Source organism: Streptomyces sp. NPDC005141 (genome assembly GCF_053599975.1).
Window position 1 is genome coordinate 1 of record NZ_JBSFYW010000094.1, and the last position, 23,273, is coordinate 23,273.

The following is a 23,273-nucleotide window of genomic DNA, read 5'->3' on the forward strand; positions in this document are numbered from 1 at the left end:
ATCCGTCACACATCAAGGCTGAGACCTGATGCCGAGCCGATTGTGGTGAAGTGGATGATCCTATGCTGTCGAGAAAAGCCTCTAGCGAGTTTCATCCACCCGGCCGGGTGGTGACCCCCACTTCCCGCATACGCCCGGCGATCAGAAGAGCGGCCCGGGCATGCCGAGGCTCTGGCCGTTCAAGGCCCGCACCTCGGTGGGCGGCTGCGTCAGCGACGAGGCTGTCGCGGAGATCCCTTTCGGCGAGACAGCCGACGGCGTGCCGTTCCCCAGCAGTCCGCCCTGCTTCGCGTCCCGCCGGTTCCCCCCGGCCGCGAGCATGGCGTCGGCCGCGACGACGGCGTCGTGCACGCTGTTCGTTCCCGTCATCACACAGAGCGTGTACGTGACGTCCTCCAGCCGGCGGGCCGTCTCCAGCGTCTCCTTCTCGGCGTACGCGATCTTCAGGGCCGCGTAACGCGTCAGCAGCCTCCGGACAACCTTCGGGTCGGGCACGAGCACGGCGAGGGCTCCTCTCTCGAGTTTCCGTCCGTGTGCCCGGTTCACGGCGATTCATTCACAACAGCGGCCTCAGACAACCTATTTGGCCCAACGTCATCACTGTGGCGGATTCCCGCCCCTTCCACCCCGCGCAGGGAACGGCCCGGCGCCCCGACAAAGAGGTGTGCCGCAAAAGAACCAGGGCACTTGAAGGCACTGGAGGTTGATACCGATGGTTCCCCTGCTTCTCGTTCTTCTACTCGCCCTGATCCTTTTCGGCGCCGGTTTCGCCGTCAAGGCGCTGTGGTGGATAGCGATCATCGTGCTTGTCGTCTGGCTGGTCGGATTCGTGGCGCGTCCCGGTGCTTCCGGCGGCCGTCGCGGCCGCTGGTACCGCTGGTAGACGCACTCCCGGACATCCGCAACTGAGAACACCCGCAAGATATCTGCGAGCGAAGGAGAGAGTCATGGCGACTTCCACGACACCCCAATACACGGTCCCCGGTGTCAGCACTCACGACGGCGGCCGGATCATCGAAGTGCTGGGCATGCGGCTCCACGCTCTCAACGACCTTTCGCTGACGCTGAAGCACATCCACTGGAATGTGGTGGGCCCGCATTTCATCGCCGTTCACGAAATGCTCGATCCCCAGGTGGACCGCGTGCGTGACATGGCAGATGACACCGCCGAACGGATCTCCGCCCTCGGCGGGGTTCCGCACGGCACGCCGGGCGCGCTCGTCGCCGAGCGGAGCTGGGACGACTACAGCGTCGGCCGCGCCGATGCCATCGCCCACCTCGGCGCGCTCGACCTCGTCTACACAGGAATCGTCCAGGACCACCGTGCGGCCGTGGCCGAGGTCGGCAAGATCGATCCGGTGACCGAGGACCTGCTCATCGAACAGCTGCGTTCGCTCGAACAGTTCCAGTGGTTCGTCCGCGCGCACCTGGAGAGTTCGGGCGGCTCCCTGTCGCAGGCCGGGGCCCACACGGAGCGCGAGGCGGCTCGATCGGCCCAGCAGGGCACCGTCCGCTAGCGGCGGGAGAAGGCGGCACCGAATGCAGAGGGGCCCGAACCTGTTCCCCAGGTTCGGGCCCCTCTCCATGTGCCGGTGCGCGGGCGCCGTCACGCGATCCGCTCACGTGCGGGCGATGTAGCTGCGCAGGGTCGTCCCGGAGTCCTCTGTGTGCACCCGGACGAGGTCCGAGACGTAATGCACGAGGAACAGCCCTCGGCCGCCGATCTGGTCGGGGCGCACGGGATACCGGCCGGCCAGCGGATCGCTCAGCCGCCCCTCGTCCCGGACCTCGCACACGATCTGCTCGCTCTCGGCCCAGATCCTCAAGATCCCCGAACCGCCGCCGTGCACCACGCTGTTGGTCGTCAGCTCCGCGACCACGAGGTTCAGATCCTGGAGCCGGGCCGGTGTCATTCCGCGCTCCCGGGCCTCGCTCGTCGCGAAGTCGCGGGCCGCGGGCAGGAGTTCCGCGTCGAAGCGGACGGTCGCCGCTCCCGGGGGGTGGCGCAGTACTTCGTTGCAGCGCGCCAGCACTCCGTCCGGGTCGTAGGCCGGGCTGGCGCTCTGCCGGCCGCCGCTGATCACGACGGGGTGCGTGGCGTGGGCGTCGGCGATCACGTCGTGCGGCAGGGCTCGCGCGTCGTACGGACAGAGGATGGTCACGTCACGTCCGCCGAACGCCGTATTGATCAGGGCTTCGTGCTGGACGCAGGCCGGATACTCCGCCGCCGTACGGCCGTCCCAGATGGGCTCGCCGATGATCCGCACATGACCGCCGCGATGGGCGTCGGCGAACGCCCGCAGTACGGAGGGGATGATCCGGCCCGGGTTCCGGCCGGCCTGCGTCATGTCGATCCAGCGGACGCCGGCGCCGAGCGGACCCAGTTCGCCCCTGATGAGCTCCAGTCGTGGGCCGGGAACGGCCACCGCCACCGGCTCCCCGGCGGCTACGCCGTCCGACACGAAGCGTGTCGTCCCTTCCACGTACTCACGGTCGCCGCGATAGATGAGCGCGGGGTGGACGAAGGGTTCGCCGGTGAATGCCGCCGTCGTCATGCCGCGACCACCGCGCCCCGGGGCCCGCGCCCGGCGAGCGGTCCCGCGTCCAGGCACACCGAGGGGAAGAGCGTCTGCGCTCCGTCCACTCGCTGTTCGATGCCCACGGACTCACCCCGAAACCCATTTTACGCGGCCGCCCCGGCGCCGGAGCCCGGCCCCGGCCGCGAGGTCCCACCGCGCCGGCCTCGCACACTCCTCACCTGCCCCGGGATTCCCGGCAGAACCATCCGGGGACCGGATCGAAAATTGACGCCGCCGCCCCGCATCCGAACGATGCCCCGGGACAGAAGTACACCCGACCCGGCGCCGGGCGGGAGGCGGGACGTACGCGTTCCGCAGAATTTCTGCGACCGGGTGGCATGAGCGGTGTGAAGCAGGGCAGACGGGCCCTGTCATCATTTCCTTCGGACGATTTGGGGTGGACGGCATGGCGGCCGTGACGGCAGCGAAGGCAACGGACACGGCGTACCAGACGGCGACGGCCGAGGGGGGCATCCTTCCGCAGATCGACGAGCCGCTGAAGATCAGCCCGAAGGACGCGCGCGAGCTGTCCCGCCAGTTCTTCGACCGGCTCGCCGTCCTCGAAGAGGGCACGCACGAGTACCAGTACGCGCGCAACACCCTCATCGAGATGAACCTCTCCCTCGTCCGGTACGCGGCGGCGCGTTTCCGCAGCCGCAGCCAGGGTGAGATGGAGGACATCGTCCAGGTCGGCACGATCGGGCTCATCAAGGCCATCGACCGTTTCGAGCTGTCGCGCGAGGTCGAGTTCACCTCCTTCGCCGTCCCTTACATCGTCGGTGAGATCAAGCGCTTCTTCCGTGACACGAGCTGGGCCGTCCACGTGCCGCGCCGCCTGCAGGAGGCCCGCGTGGAACTCGCCAAGGCGACGGAGGAACTGCGCACCCGCCTCGGCCGTACGCCCACCACGCGTGAACTGTCCGAGCTGATGTCGCTGTCCGAGGAAGAGGTCATCGAGGCCCGCAAGGCGTCGAACGGCTACAACTCCTCGTCCCTCGACGCCGCTCTCACCGCCGACGGCGGCGCGGACGGCGAGGCCGTCCTCGCGGACTTCATCGGGGAGGACGACCCCTCGCTCGAGCTGGTCGAGGACTTCAACTCCCTGGCCCCGCTGATCGCCGAACTCGATGACCGTCAGCGCCGGATCATTCACATGCGTTTCGTCGAGGAGCGCACCCAGGCGCAGATCGGCGAGGAGCTCGGCATCTCGCAGATGCACGTCTCCCGGCTCATCACCCGCATCATCAAGCGCCTGCGGACGGGCCTGCTCGACCCCTCGGTCGCCTGACACACCGCACGGCACAGTCGGTACGACGGTCCCGTCGCCCCGCCCCGGACTCCGGTCCGGAACAGGTCGGCGGGACTTCGCGTGCGCGGTCCGGACGACCCCGGACCAAGAGGGTTCTGTGTATCCCCTTCACTCGCGCTTATTCCTGCCACCCGCAACATTTTTGGGCCGTCGAAGAGTTTTTCTTCACGCTTTGTTCAGCACCTGCCTTCTGGGTTAGCCTGCGGCGTATTTTCTTATCGGGATGACCCGTGATCTGCGGGAATTCCACGGACAGGCGTGGGGACTGCCCGTGGGCCCGGCGTGGTTCCGAGTTCCGTGGCACGGGACTCCAGGGGAGCGGAACGAGGGTGGGCATGACCAGGGCAGCGAGCGAGACGTCCGTACGGACGCCGGGCGAGCAGGAGTTGCGCCAATTGCTGGCCGGCCTCACCGCCGTGCGCGACGGGGACTTCGGCACCCGGCTGCCCGACGAGGCCGGCGGCCTGCTGGGCGACATCGCGACCGTGTTCAACGGCATGGTGGACCAGCTGTCGGTGTTCACCTCCGAGGTGACGCGGGTCGCGCGCGAGGTGGGTACGGAGGGGACGCTCGGCGGCCAGGCGGAGGTGCCGGGTGTCTCCGGCACCTGGGCCGACCTCACCGACTCCGTCAACGCCATGGCGGGCAACCTCACCACTCAGGTCCGCGACATCGCGCAAGTGGCCACGGCGGTCGCCAAGGGCGACCTCTCCCAGAAGATCGATGTGCCCGCCCGCGGGGAGATCCTCCAGCTGAAGGAGACCGTCAATACGATGGTCGACCAGCTCTCCGCCTTCGCCGACGAGGTCACCCGCGTCGCCCGCGAGGTCGGCACGGCGGGCAACCTCGGCGGACAGGCGCAGGTCCCCGGTGTGGGCGGTGTCTGGCGCGACCTGACCGACTCCGTCAACCTCATGGCGGGCAACCTCACCGCGCAGGTCCGCAATGTCGCCCAGGTGACCACGGCGGTGGCCCAGGGCGACCTCTCCCAGAAGATCACCGTCGACGCCCGCGGCGAGATCCTCGAACTCAAGAACACCATCAACACGATGGTCGACCAGCTCTCCGCCTTCGCCGACGAGGTCACCCGCGTCGCCCGCGAGGTCGGCACCGACGGACGTCTCGGCGGCCAGGCCGACGTCAAGGGCGTCAAGGGCACCTGGCGCGACCTCACCGACTCCGTGAACTTCATGGCGGGCAACCTCACCAACCAGGTACGCAATGTCGCCCAGGTCGCCACGGCGGTGGCCCAGGGCGACCTCTCCCAGAAGATCACCGTCGACGCCCGCGGCGAGATCCTCGAGCTCAAGGAGACCATCAACACGATGGTCGACCAGCTCTCCGCCTTCGCCGACGAGGTCACCCGCGTCGCCCGCGAGGTCGGCACGGCGGGCAACCTCGGCGGACAGGCCACCGTGCGGGGCGTCTCCGGCACGTGGAAGGACCTCACCGACAACGTCAACGTCATGGCGTCGAACCTGACCGGTCAGGTCCGCTCCATCGCGCAGGTGGCCACGGCGGTGGCCCGCGGCGACCTGTCGCAGAAGATCACCGTCGAGGCGAAGGGCGAGGTCGCCGCCCTGGCCGACGTCATCAACACGATGGTCGACACGCTGTCCGCGTTCGCCGACGAGGTCACCCGCGTCGCCCGCGAGGTCGGCACCGAGGGACGCCTGGGCGGCCAGGCGCACGTGCCGAACGTCGCGGGCACCTGGAAGGACCTCACCGACAACGTCAACTCGATGGCCAACAACCTCACCGGACAGGTGCGCAACATCGCCCTGGTGACGACCGCGGTGGCCAAGGGCGACCTGTCCAAGAAGATCGACGTCGACGCCCGCGGCGAGATCCTCGAACTCAAGACGACCATCAACACCATGGTCGACCAGCTCTCCGCCTTCGCGGCGGAGGTCACCCGTGTGGCACGGGAGGTCGGCAGCGAGGGCAGGCTCGGCGGCCAGGCCGAGGTCGAGGGCGTCTCGGGCACGTGGAAGCGGCTGACCGAGAACGTGAACGAACTCGCCGGCAACCTCACACGGCAGGTCCGCGCCATCGCCGAGGTCACCAGCGCCGTGGCCGAGGGCGACCTGACCCGGTCCATCACGGTGGAGGCCTCGGGCGAGGTCGCCGACCTGAAGGACAACATCAACTCCATGGTCGAGTCGCTGCGTGAGACCACGCGGGCCAACCAGGAGCAGGACTGGCTCAAGACGAATCTGGCCCGCATTTCCGGCCTGATGCAGGGCTACCGCGACCTGGACGTGGTGGCCGACCTCATCATGGACGAGCTCACACCGCTGGTCACCGCGCAGTACGGCGCGTTCTATCTCGCCGAGGAGACCGCGAAGGGGACGGAGCTGAGGCTGGTCGGGTCGTACGGCTACCCCGACGAGGACGGGCGCCCCACCCGCATCCCGCTGGGCCGCTCGCTCGTCGGACAGGCCGCGCGCAGCCGCCGTGCGATCAGCGTGGACGAGGTGCCGCCGGGCTACGTCACCATCTCCTCGGGGCTCGGCCGGACGGCGCCGACGGCTCTGGTGGTGCTGCCCATCGTCGTCGAGGAGCAGGTGCTCGGCGTCATCGAACTCGCCTCGGTCACCCGCTTCAAGCAGGGCCACCGGACCTTCCTGGAACAGCTGATGGAAACCATCGGCGTCAACGTCAGCACGATCGTGGCCAACGCCCGCACCGACGAGCTGCTGGGCGAGTCGCAGCGGCTGACCGCCGAACTCCAGGCACGCTCGGAGGAACTGCAGGTCCAGCAGGACGAACTCCAGCGCTCCAACGCCGAGCTGGAGGACAAGGCCTCGCTGCTCGCGACCCAGAACCGCGACATCGAGGCGAAGAACCTCCAGATCGAGCAGGCTCGGCAGGAACTCGAGGCACGGGCCCAGCAGTTGTCCCTGGCGTCCAAGTACAAGTCCGAGTTCCTCGCCAACATGAGCCACGAACTGCGGACCCCGCTCAACAGTCTGCTCATCCTCGCCCAGCTGCTGGCGCAGAACCCCTCGCGCAATCTCACGCCGAAGCAGGTCGAGTACGCCGGCATCATCCACTCGGCGGGCTCCGACCTGCTCCAGCTGATCAACGACATTCTCGACCTGTCGAAGGTCGAGGCCGGGAAGATGGACGTCACCCCCGAACGCGTCCCGCTGCGCCAGCTGCTCGAGTACGTAGAAGCCACCTTCCGTCCGATGACCTCGCAGAAGAGCCTGGAGTTCACGGTCAGCACCGCTCCCGGGTCCCCGGTCGACCTCCTCACCGACGACTCCCGGCTGCGGCAGGTGCTGCGCAACCTGCTGTCGAACGCGGTCAAGTTCACCGAGCGGGGACGTGTCGAGCTCAGGATCGAACCGGCGGCCGACCAGGAGATCCCCGCGAGCGTACGGCGGGGCGGCACGATCGCCGCGTTCCGCGTGAAGGACACGGGTATCGGCATCCCCGAGCAGCAGCTGGAGACGATCTTCGGCGCCTTCCAGCAGGCCGACGGCACCACGAGCCGCAAGTACGGCGGGACCGGTCTCGGGCTCTCCATCACCCGGGAGATCGCCCACCTCCTCGGTGGAGCGGTCACCGTGGACAGCACGCCCGGACAGGGCAGTACGTTCACTCTCTTCCTGCCGGTCGCGCGCCCCGACTTCGAGGAGTTGCTGGCCGGCGGCCGCAAGCCCGAGTCGGCGCCGGCCGAGGGCGCCTCGGCGCTCACCGAACCGCGGCACACGGTCGCCGGCTCGATCAGTCCGCCGAGCCGGCGGCGGCGCCGGCTGCTGGTCGTCGAGGAACGGCCGCGGGGCCTGCTGACGCTGGTGGCCGAGAGCGCGGTCGGGGATGTCGCCCGCAGCCGTGACGAGGGCGACGCGCGCGAGAGCGTCGACGTCGTCACGGTCGTGGGGGCACAGGAGGCGGCGAGCGCGCTCGCCGCCGAGCCGTGGCACTGCGTCGTCCTCGAACTCGGCATGCCGGAAGGGGAGACGGCCCGGTTCCTCGAAGCGGTGGAGGGCGACTCGGCCCTGGCGACCGTTCCCGTCCTCGTCCACAACGGCAGCCGCGTCGACCTCGCGCAGGAGCAGGCGCTGCAGTCCCGCTCCGGCGCCCGGTCCCTGGAGTTCCTGTCCAGTCTGGACGAGTTGCGCGAGCGCATCGCGCTGCACCTGTCCGCGGAGCAGCCCGGCGACGTGGTCCCGCTGGTCCGCGCCGAGGAGGCGAGGAGCCGGCCCGCGCAGCCGATCGACGACGCGTTCCGGGGCCGTACGGTGCTCGTCGTCGACGACGACGCCCGCAACCTCTTCGCGCTCAGCGGGATCCTGGAGCTGCACGGATTCCAGGTGCTGCACGCGGAGAACGGCAGGAAGGGCATCGAGACGCTGCTGAGCCGGCCCGAGGTCGCGCTGATCCTGATGGACGTGATGATGCCCGAGATGGACGGGTACACGGCGACCGCCGAGATCCGCAAGATGCCCCGGTACGCCGAGCTGCCGATCATCGCGGTGACGGCGAAGGCCATGCCAGGCGACCGGGAGAAGAGTCTGCTGTCGGGTGCCAGCGACCACGTCACCAAGCCGGTCGACACCAACGACCTCATCGCCTGCGTCCGACGCTGGCTGGGGGAATGACATGGCGCTCGGCACCCACCGCCACGGCCGGTCGGCGGGGCGCCCTCCGCTGCCGCCCCTCCCCCACCCCGCAAGGGGTCCGCGCCGAGGAGCGGCAGCACCGTGAACATTCCTGAAACCACCGACGCGAACGGCGCCGGCTCCCCGGACGCCGTCGACAGAGCGGACGCCGAGCGGGCCGGTGACCTCTCGGGCGTGGCCCGGACCTCTCCGGTGGGCCGGCTGGCGGCCACGGTCGAGCGGCTGCGCCGCGAGGTACAGGCCGCCCAGGCGGAGGCCGACGGACGGGCTCTGATCGAGCTGGCCAAGGGCATCCTGGTCGAGCGGCTGGGCTGCGGGCCGACGCAAGCCGCCCGCCAGCTCACCGAGTTGGCCGAACAGGCCAAGGTGCCGCAGCTCGAGCTCGCGGTCGAGATCATCAACCAGGCGGCGCACGACCGGCTTTCGGAGGTGACCAGCACCTTCCTCGCAGCCACCACGGAGAGCGTGCCGAAGGACGACGCGCCCGCGGTGCGGCTGCGCGCGGCCGAGAGCGGTGCCCTGGCGGCGGACGACACCCAGGCGGTGGCCGACTCCCTGCTCCAGCACGCGCTGACCCCGCTCGGGGCCGTCGCCGTGGCCATCTGGGCGGCGGACGCCGACGGTTCGCTCTCGCTGGCGGGCAGCGCCGGATTCTCGGCGGCCGAGGCCAGGCGCTGGCGTTACGTGCCGCCGGGCGTGGCGACGATGGCGCGCCGCGCGCTGTCCGAACGTACGGCCCAGTGGGCGGCCTCGCTGTCGGGCACCGGACTGCCCTCCATCGGGCACGCGGACCATCCCGACGGTGGAAGGGTCGCGGTGCCGGCCGGCTCCGGGGGCCGTATCCACGGCGTCCTGGAAATCGCCTGGCCGTCCGTCCTGGAGCCTCAGCCGCCGCAGGTCGTCCGGCAGGTCGAGGCGCTGGCGGAGCTGTGCTCGCACACGCTGGAGACCCACACGCTGCCGAGCGAGGGACACGACGTGCGGGGGACGAACGACGTCTCCGAACTGATCGACCTGGTGGACGGGTTGCACGATCCCGCCCTGGTCCTGGTGCCCCACCTCGACGACCAGGGACGGCTCGCGGACTTCCGCATCCGTCATGTGAACGGCCGTTTCCTCGATCCGGCCGGGCGGCCGCGTGGCACCGTCCACGGGGCACTGCTGCTGGAGGCCTATCCGATGGTCGCCGGTGACAGCGACCTCTTCCAGTGCATCGAGCGTGTCTACGCCACCGGGGAGCCGTTCCGGGCGCGGCGCATGGATCTCACGGCTCTGGTCGACCAGGTGCCGCTGTCGGCCGTGGCCGACATCAACGTCAGCCGGCACGGCGGAACGGTGCTGCTCATCTGGCGCATAGAGGACGAGACCGCGCGGCTGGCGAGTCTGCTCCAGCACGCCCAACGGCTGGGCAGGATCGGCGGCTTCGAGGAGAACCTGCTCACCGGCGAGATCATCTGGAACGACACGCTCTTCGACCTGTACGGCCGCTCCCCCTCGGGCGCTCCCGTGCCCCTGGAGGAGCTGCCCGCGCACGCCCATCCGGACGACGCCGTCGCCATCGGACGCTTCCTGCGCACCGTGCTGCATCATCGCCGGCCGGCCACCGCCGCGTTCCGTCTGCAGCGTCCCGACGGCGTCACCCGGCACATCCGCATGGTGGCCGAACCGGTGCTCGACGCCGACGACCAGCTCTTCGTGGTCCGCGGGGCCTACCAGGACATCTCGGCGCAGCACTGGACCGAGGTCGCGCTGGCGGTCACCCGGGACCAGTTGGCGCACACCGAACAGCAGGCGCACGAGCGCAACCGGCTGACCCTCCAGCTGCAGCACGCGATCATGCCGCCGACCCAGGCTCCGTTGCGGGCTCCGGGTCTCGCTGTGGCGGTGCGCTACCGGCCGGCGGAGACCGAGCAGCTGGTCGGGGGCGACTGGTACGACGCCGTCGTCCTGCCCTCCGGCCTGGTCCTGCTGTGCGTCGGCGACGTGGCCGGTCACGGGATCGAGGCGGCGACCAGCATGGTGGTACTGCGCAACGCGCTGCGGGGGCTCGCCGTGACCGGTGCCGGGCCCGGCCAGCTGCTGTCGTGGCTCAACATCGTGGCGCACCATCTGACGGGCGGGGTGACCGCCACCGCGGTCTGCGGCATCTACGATCCGCGCCGCCGTGTTCTGCGCTGGGCCCGGGCCGGTCATCTGCCGCCCGTTCTGGTCCGTGACGCGGAGGCGAACCCGCTTCCGCTCCTCAAGGGCATCCTGCTCGGCGCCGTCCCCGAGGCGACGTTCGAGGAGGATGAGCTGCAACTGGCGGTCCACGACACCCTGTTGATGTATACGGACGGTCTGATCGAACGGCGCGACCGCTCGGTCGAGGTGTCGCTGCGCCAGCTCCTCAACGCGGCCCGTACGACGTCCAGGACGCTGGACCACCAGCTCGACCGGCTCCTGACGTACAGCAGGTCCGACACCGATGACGACACCTGCATCGTTGGCATCCAGGTCGCTTAGGGCCGGCCGGGAAAGGTTCGAGCGGGACGGTCGCCCGAAGCCGGTCCGAAACGTGTTGCGGGCCCGGCCGCACGAATGCGACCCCGCAGACAGTCGGGGGGAGTGACTGCCTGCGGGGCCGTACGGCTCGGGTTCGCCAGGGGGGGTTGGCTCGCTCGAGTCGTCTCAGGATGCTGCTGCCCCGGTCCCGGCGATGCATGCACACGGGTTTCCGGCCAGGATTCCGCTCGTATGGCCGAGTGGCCGAGCGTCCTGGCGGTCGGCCAGGGGTCAATGGGCGATGTCCGCGATGTGCGGCACCACCCGGGTCAGCCGCAGTACGCCCCACAGGACCAGCCCGGCCCCCATCAGCTCGGGCAGCAGCCACCAGCCGGTGCGGATCGTCTCGTCGAAGAGGAGGACGCCGAGCAGCAGGCTGACCGTCGCGTCGCCGATGGTCAGTGCCGGCTGCGAGGCTGCCAAGGGGCCCGCCTGGAGGGCGTTCTCCAGCAGCAGGACGGCGCCGACCCCGGTCACGGCGAATCCGTAGGTCTGCCAGACGCTGAGAAAGGCGACGAAGCCGTCGTCGGTGAGTGTGCCCATGGCCGACTTCAGGAGGGCCGCCGTCAGCGCGTTGCTGATGGCCGACGCCGATCCCAGCACGGCGGCGCGGAACAGCGGCGGGCGCCCCGGGCGGGCGACGACGACCGCGACGGCCACCGTCCCCAGACACACGATCAGTACCGGGATCCAGCGCGCCATGGAGGCGTCGGACCGTGCGCCCGAGGGAGCTGCCGAGCCGAGGACGAGACCGAGACCGGCCACCACACCGGCGACGGCCCACCATCCCGCGCGCGGGAGGCGGCGGTGCAGCAGCGGGATGGCGATCATCAGGGCGAAGGGCAGTTCCAGGATGAACAGGGGCTGCACCAAGGACAGCGGCCCGTTCACCAGGGCCAGGGCCTGGAAGATCGCGGCGCCGATCACCCCGGCGATACCGATCAGCCACGCGGGCTGCCGGGCCAGTCTCAGGATGAGGCGCAGTCCGCCGCCTTCGGCGACGCGGGAAGCCGCCTTGCGCTGGAATGCCGTGCCCATCGCGTTACTGGCGGCCCCGAGAAGTGCGAACAGCACGGCCAGCCCTATCACTCCTCCACCATGCCCCGGGACGGCGGGCCGGGCCTCTCCGGGCTCGCCGACCGGACGACGCGATGCCCGGGCGGGCCGTAACGTGCCTCTGGTCGACCCGGCCCGCGTGCCGATCGACATGGCCTCCGCCGTGTCCACGGAAACGTCTCGCCGGGTGTTCAGTCGACGGTGACGACCACGGAGTGGCGGCCGTCGGCGCCGTCGGGGATGGTCCGGGTGCGTCTGTCGGTCTGCACATGACCGGTGCGGTCGGTGGCCCGGACCGTGAGGGTGTGGCCGCCGCGGGTGGCCTGCCAGGGGAAGGACCACTGGCGCCAGGTGTCGACGGTGTCCTCGGCCGCCAGGTCGGCCTCCTGCCAGCGCCCGTCGTCGATCCGCACCTCGACCTTGTCGATCCCGCGGTGCTGGGCCCAGGCGACCCCGGCGACCATGACGGTGCCCGCCGCGGGCCGTGCGAACGGCTTGGGCGTGTCGATGCGGGACTGGGTCTTGATCGGGGCCCTGCTCGCCCATTTCCGCTTCACCCAGTACGGGTCGTACGCGTCGAACGTGGTCAGCTCGATGTCCTTGATCCACTTGCACGCGGACACATAGCCGTACAGGCCCGGGACGAGCATCCGCACCGGAAAGCCGTGCTCGAACGGGAGCGGTTCGCCGTTCATCCCGACGGCCAGCAGGGCGTCACGACCGTCCATCACGTCCTCGACGGGGCTGCCGATCGTCATCCCGTCGACGGAGCGCGCCACGAGCTGATCGGCCGGACCGCCCCTGGACGGCGGTCGCACCCCGCACGCGGTGAGGAGGTCGGCCAGGCGTACTCCGATCCAGCGGGCGTTGCCCACGTAGGGGCCGCCGACCTCGTTGGACACGCAGGTGAGTGTGATGTCCCGCTCGATCAGCTCGCGCCGCAGCAGATCGTCGAAGGTCAGGGTCATCGGGCGGCTGACACCCTGGCCGTGGATTCTCAGCCGCCAGCCCGTGGCGTCCACCTTGGGGACCACCAGGGCCGTGTCCACCCGGTAGAAGTCGGCGTTCGCCGTCACGAACGGGCTGACGCCGGGCACCCGGAGCCGCGCACCCTGGGGAATCGGCGCGGCCGGGGAAGCGACGGCGGGCAGTACCAGGTTGGCACGGGAGGCGACCGCGTCCTGACCGCGGACGCCGTTCAGCGACCGGCCCAGTGCCCCGGCGCCGGCCGATGCCGCTGCGGCCGCCGCGGCGGCCACGATGAAACCGCGCCGGTCCCAGCCGGACTCCCCCGACGTGGCGGCCGGGGCGGCGGCGTCGTCGGCCGTCACGGGCTCGTCCCCGTCCGGCCGCGAGTCCGGCGCGGAGGGTGCGGAGGGTGCGGGCCCGGGGCTGGAGAGCCGGCCGGCCAGTGCGTACAGGAGCAGTGCGCCGCACAGGGCTCCGGTCACCGACGGCAGGGCGTCGGTCCAGCTCGTGGAGTCGGGACGGGTGAGCGCCGCGGCACCGCCGATCACACCGAACAGGAGCACTCCCAGGGCACCCGCGCGGCGACGGCGCACCGCGAACACTCCGAGCGCGCACGCGAACAGCGCGAGGACGGCCAGAATCCCGAGCTGGAGAACGAGTTTGTCGTTCGTGCCGAAGTGACGGATCGCCCAGTCCTTCACCGCAGGCGGTGTGCGGTCGATCGCGGCGCCCCCGACGGCGACGACCGGGCCCGCCTCGGGTCGTACGAGCGCGCTCACCGACTCGGCGACGGCGAGAGCGGCGAACCCGGCGAGCATGCCGCTCAGCGCGCCGAGCGAGTACCGCGCCCAACGCGCCGGAGCGTCCCGATCGTTCTGTCCTGTCTGTCCTGTCATCACGGTCGGAATCCGATCCCGGGCGTCCGGCGGATTGGTCGCGCACCCGATCCGATGAAGTCTCCGGGGCCGAGCCGGTCGTGGGATGAAACCCCGCCGACGGGGCAGATGCCCGGTGGAGCCCCGTCACCCTCATCCCCGTGGGTGGCGGGGCTTCGTGTTCCTCGCAACCACGGCCGCCCCGTGTCGGTCCGTCCCCCCTTTCCGTCGCCCCGCGAGGGACCGGCCCGCTTCCCGCCCGTGCCCGCGTCACCGGACCGATCGGAATGCGCGACAGCGCGGAATGGGGGACGGTTGTGGCAAAAGGAGGAGTGCCATGGCCACGAAGGCCGCGCCCGGTCAGCCGGACGAGAGGGACCGGGGATGGCTGCGCGGCTCGCCCCCTCCGCGCTGGGTGCGGCTGCTTCCGCCGGTCCTGCTGGTGGGGGTCTGCGTGGGCGAGCTCGCCACCAGTCACAATCTGGACATCGGCTTCCTGCTGGGCGCCATCCCCTCCTTGGCCGTGCTCTCCTACGGGCCCGCGGCGACTGCGCTCTTCGGCGCCATCGTCGTGGTCGTGATGAACATCCCGGCGATGCACCTCAACCATCCGGGCAACGCGGATCTGCTCACCATCACGTTCATCGCCGTGCTCAGTGTGTTCGTGTCCCTCGTCCGCAGCCGCAGGGACGCGCATCTGGTCACCGTGCGGTCGGTGGCGGAGGCCGCCCAGCTCGCCGTTCTGCCGCCACTCCCCGAACGGGTCGGGCCGGTGCGCTGCGTGGGGCTGTACCGGCCGGCGCAGCGGGAGACGCTGGTCGGTGGCGATTTCTTCGACGTACGCGACGGGCCGTTCGGGGTCCGGGCCGTGATGGGAGACGTACAGGGTCACGGGCTGTCGGCGGTGGGGACGGTCGCCTCGCTTCTGGGGGCGTTCCGGGAAACGGTGCTGGACCAGCGCGATCTGGAGGCGGCCGCGGCCCGCCTCGATCGCCGGCTCGTCGTGGACTCCGCGGCGGTCGAACACGCCGAGATGTTCGCCACCGCGCTCCTCCTGGAGTTCTCGCCCGGCGCCGGCACGGTGCGGCTGGTGTCCTGCGGGCACCCCCACCCGCTGCTGCTGCGCGGCGCGAAGGCCCTCGAGCTCGACACCGAGCCGGGGGCCCCGCTGGGGCTGGGCTTCTTCGAGCTGGCCCCGCCACGCGGGCGCACGGTGGACCTGGAGCCCGGCGATCGGCTGTTCCTGGCGTCGGACGGCGTGAGCGAGAGCCGGAATCCGGCAGGCGTCTTCTACCCGCTGCCGGATCGGCTGGCCGCTTTCGCCGAGGAGCCTTCGGACGCTCTCGTCGACTGCGTGTGGCGGGACCTCGTCCAGTACTGCCCCTCGATCCGTGACGACGTCTCGATCCTGCTCCTCGCACCGCGGATCCGGGGTGACGACGACCGCGACGGCGAGTGACGCCCCGAGGGCGGTACGGGCGGACCGGGCGGACCGACGCGGGACCGGGGCCGGGACCGGACCGCCCGTCCAGCGTCAGGTCGCCGCGATGTCCAGCGCCGCGATGTACCCGAACGTCATCGCGGGACCGATCGTCGAGCCCGCTCCCGCGTAGCTGTGGCCCATGACGGCCGCGCTGGCGTTGCCCGCCGCGTACAGGCCGGGAATCACCGTGCCGTCCGGGCGCAGGACGCGGGCCCGGGCGTCCGTGGCCAGACCGCCCTTGGTGCCCAGGTCGCCCGGCACGATCCTGAAGGCGTAGAACGGTGGGAGCCACAGGGGGGCCAGGCAGGAGTTGGGGAGGATCGCCGGGTCCGTGTAGTAGTGGTCGTAGACGCTGTCGCCGCGGTGGAAGTCCGTGTCCGTGCCGTTCAGTGCCAGGCCGTTGAAGCGGCTGACGGTGGTGCGCAGGGCGGCCGCGGGGACACCGATCCGGCCCGCGAGGGCGTCCAGGGTCCACGCCTTGTACGCGGCGCCGGAGGTGTACCAGGCGTCGGGGAACGTGAACGTCGGCGCGACGTCCTTGAACAGGTAGCGGTTGCGGTAGTTCTGGTCGACGATCAGCCACGCCGGGATGTCCGGCGCGCTCGGGTTGCGCTCGTACATGGTGTGCACGACGTCGCTGTAGGGCGCGGCCTCGTTGACGAAGCGTGCTCCGGCCGCGTTGACCAACAGGCCGCCGGGCAGGGTGCGTTCGGCCAGGCAGAAGTAGGGCTGGTCGGGCAGCGGGATGGCCGGGCCCCACCAGGCGTCGTCCATCAGGTCGAGTGCGGCCCCGGCGCGGCGGCCCGCCAGGATGCCGTCGCCGGTGTTCTCCTTGGCGCCCACCGTCCAGGCGGTACCGATGGGCTGGCGTTGGTACTGGGCGCGCATGGCCGCGTTGTGTTCGAAGCCGCCGGAGCCGACGATGACCCCGCGCCGGGCCCTGACCAGGCCGGACGTGCCGTTCTGGGTGACGACCGCGCCGGTGACGGCACCGTTTTCCACGAACAGGTCGGACAGCGGGGTGTTCAGCCACACGGGAACCCGGGCGGTTTGCAGACCCGCGCGCAGCCCGGCCGCGAGCGACTGGCCCATCGTCAGCGGCTTCTGGCCGAGCAGCGCCGCCTTGGTGCCCCGGGCCAGGCACTCGGTGGCGACGGCCGCGCCCTTCGCGCTCACAACGGCGAGGGTGAGCCACTTGTAGTCGGCGCTGAAGACGACCATGCCGGCCGGTACCGCCATGTACGCCGGGTTCAGGTGGGCGAGTTCGGCTCCGAGGATGTTGCCGTCGAGCTGGTCGGGCTCCATGGAGCGACCGCCCGGGAGCCCGCCGGGAAGCTCCGGGTAGTAGTCGCTGTACCCCTCCATCCAGCGGAAGCGCAGCGGACTGTTGGCCATGACGAAGGAGATCATGGCCGGTCCGTTGCCGAGGAAGGCCTGTTGACGGGCGGCGGAGACGTCCGGGCCGACCACGGCCGCGAGGTAGGTGGCGGCCTTCGCCGGGGTGTCGGGGACGCCCGCGGCGAGGATCACCGGGTTGTTGGGGATCCAGATGCCCGCGCCGGAGCGAGCCGCCGAGCCGCCGAAGGTCGGTGCCTTCTCCAGGACGACGCAGCTCAGTCCCTTTTTCGCGGCGGTCAGCGCCGCGGTCATCCCCGCGGCTCCGGAACCGACGACGACGACGTCGTACGTGCCGAGCAGGGGCAGGTCGGCCGCCGTGGCGGTTCCCGCGGCACCGGCGGCGAGCGCGAGAGAGGCGCCCGTGGCCGCGCCGAGCACCCTGCGCCGTGACGGGCCGGGGGCCGGGAAGGAGTCGGTACGTCTGACGTGGTCGGCGCTCGGGGACATGGCAGGGCGCTCCAGTAGGGCGAAGGAATGTGAGGCGTTCCGTGCTCCGGGAGCCGACAGGCCCCCGCCGTACCGGTTCTGATGCAGCGTCAGGAAATGTCGCGCGAGGGTCTTGTGAAGTCAAGAGCAAGCGGATCAGACCTCGCCGATCACCCCAAGATCGGACAGAAGTTACCAACCGGTATGTAGTGACTTAACAAGCTGGCAACAGTAGAACCTGTTCCCACTCATCGAGAGTGAGGAGTGTCACATGGGTGACATCAACCAGCGCAACAACGATTCCAGAGGTGTCTCGCGTCGACGATTCATTGCTGGAACGAGTTCTATTCTTGGAGCCGTGAGCCTTGCCGGTCGGGCCGCCGCAGCCCCGGCACAGGTCGCCACGGCGGCCGCGTCGATCCCTTCCGGAGCACATGTCCCCGTCCTGGTGATCGGCACCGGATACGGGGGTTCCGTCGCCGCCCTGCGCCTCGCCCAGGCAGGCGTCGACGTGCAGATGGTCGAGATGGGCATGGCCTGGGACACCCCGGGCTCGGACGGCAAGATCTTCGCCAACACGACCAGCCCGGACTACCGTTCGTACTGGCTGCGCACCAGAACCAAACAGCCCCTCAGCAACTTCCTCGGCTTCCCCATCGACAAGGACGTACCCCGCTACACCGGGATCCTCGACGCCGAGGAGATGGGCCAGATCATCGTGTACCAGGGCCGCGGCGTCGGCGGCGGATCACTGGTCAACGGAGGCATGGCCGTCACGCCCAAGCGGGAGAACTTCGGCGCCATCCTCCCGTCGGTGAACGCCGACGAGATGTACGCGACCTACTATCCGCGCGCCAACGCCGGGCTCGGCGTCGGTGTCGTGGACCCGGCGTGGTTCGACACCACCGACTGCTACCAGTACGCCCGGGTCGGCCGTAAGCACGCGCAGCGTTCCGGCTTCCCGTTCGTCTTCGTGCCCGACGTGTACGACTGGGACTACATGAAGCGGGAGGCGGCCGGCACCGCCACCAAGTCGGCGCTCGCCGGGGAGATCCTCTACGGCAACAACTACGGCAAGAAGTCGCTCCAGAAGACCTATCTCGCCCAGGCCACGGCCACCGGCAGGGTCACCATCTCACCGCTGCACAAGGTCACTTCGGTCTCGCCCGCGGCCGGTGGCGGCTACACGGTCCTGATCGACCAGCTCAATACCAACGGCGACGCCACGGCCTCCAAGACGGTGACCGCGGACCGGGTGTTCTTCGCGGCCGGAAGTGTCGGAACCAGCAAACTCCTGGTCAAACTGAAGGCCACCGGCGCGCTGCCCGGCCTCAACGGCGAGATCGGCCAGGGCTGGGGCGACAACGGCAACGTCATGTGCGGCCGCGCCAATCACCTGTGGGACCCGACCGGTGCGCTGCAGGCGAGCATTCCCTGCGGCGGTATCGACAACTGGACCGCGGGCGGCGCGTTCGCCGAGGTGGCGCCGCTGCCCACCGGCATCGAGACCTTCGCGTCGTTCTACCTCTCCATCACCAAGAACCCGAACCGCGCCCAGTTCTCCTGGAACGCCGCCACCGGCAAAGTCGACCTCAACTGGCAGACCGCCTGGAAACAACCCGCCATCGACATGGCCAAGTCGATCTTCGACAAGATCAACGCGAAGGAGGGAACGATCTACCGGACCGATCTCTTCGGCGTATACAAGATCTGGGGCGACCACCTCACCTACCACCCGCTCGGTGGCGCCGTGCTCAACAAGGCCACCGACAACTACGGCCGTCTGCAGGGCTATTCCGGCCTGTACGTCATCGACGGCGCGCTGATTCCCGGCAACACCAGCGTCAATCCGTTCGTCACGATCACGGCGCTCGCCGAACGGAACATCGAGAAGATCATCGCCGTCGACCTCTAGCGGTACCCGGGCCGCCCGAGCGGCCCGGATCCGCTCAGCAGGTCGCGTCCGCTCGGCGACCCGCACGTTCTCAGTGGGTCGGCAGCACGCACACGGCGTCCAGGCCGAGCACATGGTTGAGCCGGCCGAACGCCAGCCAGGAACCGATGCTCATGCTCAGCTCCACGATCTCCCGCTGGGTGTACAGCGCGGTCATCCGCGCCCAGAAGTCCTCGTTCAGACCGTGGTGATCCAGGGCGTACCGCTCGGCGTACTCGGCGGCCAGCCGTGTGCGGTCGTCGAAGGCGGCGGTCGTGCGCCACTGGGTCACCGCGTCGGCGAACTCCTCCTCGACCTTGTGGCCCTCCCGTTCCGTGCGCCAGTCGAGACAGAACAGGCACCCGTTGATCTGCGCGATGCGCAGGCGCGCGGCCTCGAACTCGCGAAGGCCCAGCGTCGCGTGCTCGTACACCGACAGGGAGAAGTTCGCGGCGGCCATGCCGATCTCCGGCACCATCTCGCCCCACACGTATCCGATCGGTTCCTGTCCCTCGGGAATGTCGATGTGCAGGGTCATGGGTCACTTCCTTCCGAGCCGGCCGACTGCGGGGCGCAGCGGGACGTCGAGTGCGTCATAGAGCCCTGGTTCCGCGTCCACCAGCCAGTCGATGGCGCCGACCAGGCGACCGACCGCGGTGGCGTTCCCGCCGGCGGAGCGGTTCTCGCCCTCGTCGGTGGCCTCGACGGTGACCTCGATGCGCGGACGGCCCTCGATGATCACGCGATGGGCGCCGTCCCCGTCGGGTGGCGCCGGCCAGTCCGGCGCGCAGGAGGCGTGGATGCGGGTGACGTGCTCGATGACGATCCGGGGCTCTCCCCCGACGATCCCCTGCACCTCGAAGCGGACCGCGCCCTGGGTGCCGGCGGCGAACTCCCCCATGGTGCGGGTGCTCACCGTGTCCGTGAGCGCGCGCCGCTCCAACGTCTCGCGGATGTCGTCGAGTTCGACGCCCAGGGCCCGCGCCATGAGCCGTATCTGACCGCCCCACACCATGGTCGGGATCGACGGGGCGAGCATCAGCGGCTCGTAGTCCATCGGCTGCCCCATCCCGACCAGGTACCGTACGGACTCCTCCTGTTCGTACGTGGAGTAGTCGAAGATCTCCTGACAGCGGATGGCGTCGACCGTGGTGCCCAGACCGCTGATCAGCAGGGGCAGTACGTCATTGCCCCAGCCGGGATCGACTCCGGAGACGAACAGGGAGCCGCCGCCGTCCGCGATGGCCGCGAGCATGGGATCCCGGAACTCCGGCGGGGCGTTGCGCTGGTCGTAGAGCGGATAGAGGGCGGGCGTCACGACCACCGCGCCGGCCCGGATCGCCCTGCCGATGTCGGCGAGGGCCTCGTCGGGGCGGATGTCGCCGGTGGCCGCGTAGACCACGGCTCCGGGGCCACCGGCCAGGACGGCGTCGATGTCGTCGCTCGCCGCGACCCCGAGGCCGTGGTCGAGACCGGCGAGTTCGCCCGCGTCCCGGCCGACCTTGTCGGGGTTGTGGACGAGCACGGCCGCGAGTTTCAGTTTCGGGTGGGCCTCGACGGCGCGGATGGCCGCGCGGCCGACATTGCCGGTACCCCAGACCACCGTGGAAATCATGCGGCGGAGGGTAGCGAGACGACCTCGAGGTTCCTATAGCCGTGACCGGGGAAAAATTCCGGGTTCGGAACCGGTGACAGGGCCGGTCCCGGGGCTCACGACGGGGGCGCCGGGGCCCCGTGCCGCTCGTCCGGGGATGACCGGCTGCGGCTCGGGGGGTGTCGCCGGTGTCACCGCCTAAGCTCGGACCATGGCCAAGTACTTCGATGTGCACCCGGAAAACCCGCAGCGCCGCATCATCAGCCAGGTGGTGGAGATCGTCCGGAGCGGCGGGCTGATCGTCTACCCGACGGACTCCTGCTTCGCACTCGGCTGCGCGCTCGGCAACAAGGACGGGATCGACCGCATCCGTTCGATCCGCCAGCTCGACGAGCGGCACCATTTCACGCTGATGTGCGAGGACTTCGCGCAGCTGGGGCACTTCGTACGGATCGACAACACCGTCTTCCGCACCGTCAAGGCGGCGACTCCCGGCAGCTACACCTTCATCCTCCCGGCGACGAAGGAGGCTCCGCGCAGACTGCTGCACCCGAAGAAGAAGACCGTCGGGGTGCGGATCCCCGACCATGCCGTCGCGCAGGCGATCCTCTCCGAACTCGGCGAGCCGCTGCTGTCGAGCACCCTGCTCCTGCCGGACGAGGACAAGCCGCTGACCCAGGGCTGGGAGATCAAGGACCGCCTCGATCACGTGGTGGACGCCGTCATCGACTCCGGCGACTGCGGCACCGAGCCGACGACCGTCATCGACTTCTCCGGCGCCGAGCCCGAGATCGTGCGCCTCGGAGCCGGGGACCCCTCCCGGTTCGAGTAGGCCCGGGCACGGCGCCGCGGCACGGGTCGTCCCTGCGGAGGACCCGTGCCGCGGCCTGGAGTGTCAGGTACTGCCGGTCAGCTGGTCGTCAGGGCGGTGTCGTCCACGACGAAGCTGGTCTGGAGCGAGGAGTCCTCGACGCCGCTGAACTTGATCGCGACGGTCGTGCCTGCGAAGGAGGACAGGTCGAACGTCTTCTGCGTGTAGCCGGTGGCCTTGTTCAGGTTCGAGTAGCTCGCCAACGTGGTCGATCCGGCCGTGACCGTCAGCTTGTCGTACGCGGTGCTGGTGGTCGTCTCGGCCGTGTCGATGTGCAGGTAGAACGTCAGCGTGGCCTTGCAGCCGCTCGGGACGGCCACCGACTGGGACAGCGTGTCGGTGTGGGTGGAGCCGTAGCCGTCCAGCCACGCCTTGTAGGAGCCGCCGTGGGCCGCCTGGCTGCTGGAGTTGGTGATGACTCCGCTGGAGGCCGTCCAGGTGCTGTTGCCCGACTCGAAGCCGGCGTTGCCGAGCAGCTGCGTCGAGGTGCACGTGCCGCCGCCCGAGGAACTGACCGTCCAGGTGAAGGAGGCGGTGCCCGTCGCGCCGGTGCTGTCCGTCACGGTGACGGTCGTGCTGTACGTCCCCGCGGTGGTCGGCGTGCCGGAGATGGCGCCCGTCGAGCCGCTGATCGACAGACCGGTCGGCAGACCCGACGCGGCGTAGGTCAGGGAGCCGGTGTTGGTGCTGCTGGCCGAGATCTGCAGGCTCACCGCGGTGCCGACGGTGGAGGCCTGGCTGCCCGGATTGGTGACGGTCACGCCGCTGGTCGGCGGGGTGACGTGGCTGCCGACGTTGATGCCGGCGAAGGCGTTCGCCACGCCCGCGTACTGCGCGGAGGTGGAGCCGTAGAGCGCCGTGGCGGCGTTCAGCGCGGCGGTGCGGGCGCCCGCGTAGTTGGTGGTCGACGTCATGTACGTCGTGAGCGCCTTGTACCAGATCTGCAGGGCCGCGGCCCGGCCGATGCCCGCGACGGCCACGCCGTCGGAGGTCGAGCTGTTGTACGTGACGCCGTTGATGACCTTGGTGCCGCTGCCCTCGGAGAGCAGGTAGAACATGTGGTTCGCGGGGCCCGAGGAGTAGTGGACGTCCAGGTTGCCGACGCCGGAGTACCAGCTGTCCGCGGAGCCGCCGTCCTTGCTCGGCTTGTCCATGTAGCGCAGCGGGGTGCCGTCGCCGTTGATGTCGATCTTCTCGCCGATGAGGTAGTCGCCCACGTCGGAGGAGTTGTTGGCGTAGAACTCGACGCCCGTTCCGAAGATGTCGGAGGTCGCCTCGTTCAGACCGCCGGACTCACCGGTGTAGTTCAGGCCCGCGGTGTTGGAGGTGACGCCGTGGCTCATCTCGTGGCCCGCGACATCGAGCGAGGTCAGCGCGTGCGTGCCGCCGGAACCGTCGCCGTAGGTCATGCAGAAGCAGCTGTCGTCCCAGAAGGCGTTGACGTACGCCGAGCTGTAGTGGACGCGGGAGTAGGCCGCGACGCCGTTGTTCTTGATGCCGCTGCGGCCGAAGGTGTTCTTGTAGAAGTCCCAGGTCTCCGCGGCGCCGTACGCGGCGTCCGCGCCGGCCGTCTGGGTGTTGGAGCCCGCGCCGGTGCCCCAG

Annotated in this window: 16 protein-coding genes; 8 read left to right on the top strand and 8 right to left on the bottom strand. The window is 70.0% G+C overall.

The window, feature by feature from the left end:
• Window positions 1-141: 141 nt before the first annotated feature.
• The gene (locus tag ACWD68_RS38970; protein WP_451811205.1) at window positions 142-501 is read right to left on the bottom strand and encodes a DUF5133 domain-containing protein; all 360 of its coding nucleotides are present in this window, start codon (window positions 499-501) and stop codon (window positions 142-144) included.
• A gap of 211 nt (window positions 502-712) precedes the next feature.
• Here ACWD68_RS38970 and ACWD68_RS38975 point away from each other — a divergent pair, with 211 nt between their 5' ends.
• A complete protein-coding gene (locus ACWD68_RS38975; RefSeq protein WP_451811206.1) occupies window positions 713-883 on the top strand; it encodes a hydrophobic protein in 171 nt (56 codons plus the stop codon).
• Between the two features lie 64 nt (window positions 884-947).
• A complete protein-coding gene (locus tag ACWD68_RS38980; RefSeq protein ID WP_451811207.1) occupies window positions 948-1,517 on the top strand; it encodes a Dps family protein in 570 nt (189 codons plus the stop codon).
• Between the two features lie 102 nt (window positions 1,518-1,619).
• On the opposite strand, the gene ACWD68_RS38985 is transcribed toward ACWD68_RS38980, so the two are convergent.
• On the bottom strand, window positions 1,620-2,555 hold the full coding sequence (locus tag ACWD68_RS38985; RefSeq protein ID WP_451811208.1) for an anti-sigma factor RsbA family regulatory protein: 936 nt from the start codon (window positions 2,553-2,555) through the stop codon (window positions 1,620-1,622).
• A 430-nt stretch (window positions 2,556-2,985) separates the two neighbouring features.
• On the opposite strand from ACWD68_RS38985, the gene ACWD68_RS38990 reads away from it, so the two are divergent.
• The 3 genes from ACWD68_RS38990 to ACWD68_RS39000 all read left to right on the top strand — a co-directional run bounded on the left by ACWD68_RS38990 (window position 2,986) and on the right by ACWD68_RS39000 (window position 11,027).
• The gene (locus tag ACWD68_RS38990; RefSeq protein ID WP_451811209.1) at window positions 2,986-3,867 is read left to right on the top strand and encodes an RNA polymerase sigma factor SigF; all 882 of its coding nucleotides are present in this window, start codon (window positions 2,986-2,988) and stop codon (window positions 3,865-3,867) included.
• Window positions 3,868-4,223: 356 nt separating this feature from the next.
• Window positions 4,224-8,501, top strand: a complete 4,278-nt coding sequence (locus ACWD68_RS38995; RefSeq protein ID WP_451811210.1) for a HAMP domain-containing protein — start codon at window positions 4,224-4,226, stop codon at window positions 8,499-8,501.
• 102 nt (window positions 8,502-8,603) lie between these two features.
• Window positions 8,604-11,027, top strand: a complete 2,424-nt coding sequence (locus ACWD68_RS39000; RefSeq protein WP_451811211.1) for a SpoIIE family protein phosphatase — start codon at window positions 8,604-8,606, stop codon at window positions 11,025-11,027.
• 270 nt (window positions 11,028-11,297) lie between these two features.
• Here the strand turns inward: ACWD68_RS39000 and ACWD68_RS39005 are convergent, their stop codons facing one another.
• Together ACWD68_RS39005 and ACWD68_RS39010 are read right to left on the bottom strand one after the other, a co-directional pair.
• Complete coding sequence (locus ACWD68_RS39005; RefSeq protein WP_451811212.1) at window positions 11,298-12,155, bottom strand: DMT family transporter; 858 nt, start codon at window positions 12,153-12,155, stop codon at window positions 11,298-11,300.
• A 158-nt stretch (window positions 12,156-12,313) separates the two neighbouring features.
• On the bottom strand, window positions 12,314-13,987 hold the full coding sequence (locus tag ACWD68_RS39010) for a sulfite oxidase (protein ID WP_451811213.1): 1,674 nt from the start codon (window positions 13,985-13,987) through the stop codon (window positions 12,314-12,316).
• Between the two features lie 316 nt (window positions 13,988-14,303).
• Between ACWD68_RS39010 and ACWD68_RS39015 the strand changes: the two genes are divergently transcribed.
• Window positions 14,304-15,425 carry a PP2C family protein-serine/threonine phosphatase gene (locus ACWD68_RS39015; protein WP_451811214.1) on the top strand — a complete coding sequence of 374 codons (1,122 nt, stop codon included), beginning with the start codon at window positions 14,304-14,306 and terminating at the stop codon, window positions 15,423-15,425.
• A gap of 75 nt (window positions 15,426-15,500) precedes the next feature.
• Here the strand turns inward: ACWD68_RS39015 and kstD are convergent, their stop codons facing one another.
• Complete coding sequence (kstD, locus tag ACWD68_RS39020) at window positions 15,501-17,294, bottom strand: 3-oxosteroid 1-dehydrogenase (RefSeq protein WP_451811215.1); 1,794 nt, start codon at window positions 17,292-17,294, stop codon at window positions 15,501-15,503.
• 250 nt (window positions 17,295-17,544) lie between these two features.
• Between kstD and ACWD68_RS39025 the strand changes: the two genes are divergently transcribed.
• On the top strand, window positions 17,545-19,188 hold the full coding sequence (locus ACWD68_RS39025; protein WP_451811216.1) for a GMC oxidoreductase: 1,644 nt from the start codon (window positions 17,545-17,547) through the stop codon (window positions 19,186-19,188).
• A 70-nt stretch (window positions 19,189-19,258) separates the two neighbouring features.
• On the opposite strand, the gene ACWD68_RS39030 is transcribed toward ACWD68_RS39025, so the two are convergent.
• Both ACWD68_RS39030 and ACWD68_RS39035 read right to left on the bottom strand, forming a co-directional pair.
• Complete coding sequence (locus ACWD68_RS39030; protein WP_451811220.1) at window positions 19,259-19,738, bottom strand: carboxymuconolactone decarboxylase family protein; 480 nt, start codon at window positions 19,736-19,738, stop codon at window positions 19,259-19,261.
• A gap of 9 nt (window positions 19,739-19,747) precedes the next feature.
• Entirely contained in the window at window positions 19,748-20,821 is a 1,074-nt protein-coding gene (locus ACWD68_RS39035; protein ID WP_451811217.1) for an NAD(P)H-dependent amine dehydrogenase family protein, read from the bottom strand.
• Between the two features lie 190 nt (window positions 20,822-21,011).
• Here ACWD68_RS39035 and ACWD68_RS39040 point away from each other — a divergent pair, with 190 nt between their 5' ends.
• Window positions 21,012-21,632 (top strand): L-threonylcarbamoyladenylate synthase, encoded by a 621-nt coding sequence (locus ACWD68_RS39040; RefSeq protein WP_451811218.1) that lies wholly within the window; start codon window positions 21,012-21,014, stop codon window positions 21,630-21,632.
• A 77-nt stretch (window positions 21,633-21,709) separates the two neighbouring features.
• Here the strand turns inward: ACWD68_RS39040 and ACWD68_RS39045 are convergent.
• Window positions 21,710-23,273, bottom strand: a 1,564-nt coding sequence (locus ACWD68_RS39045; RefSeq protein WP_451811219.1) for a M4 family metallopeptidase, incomplete at its 5' end; no start/stop codon positions are given.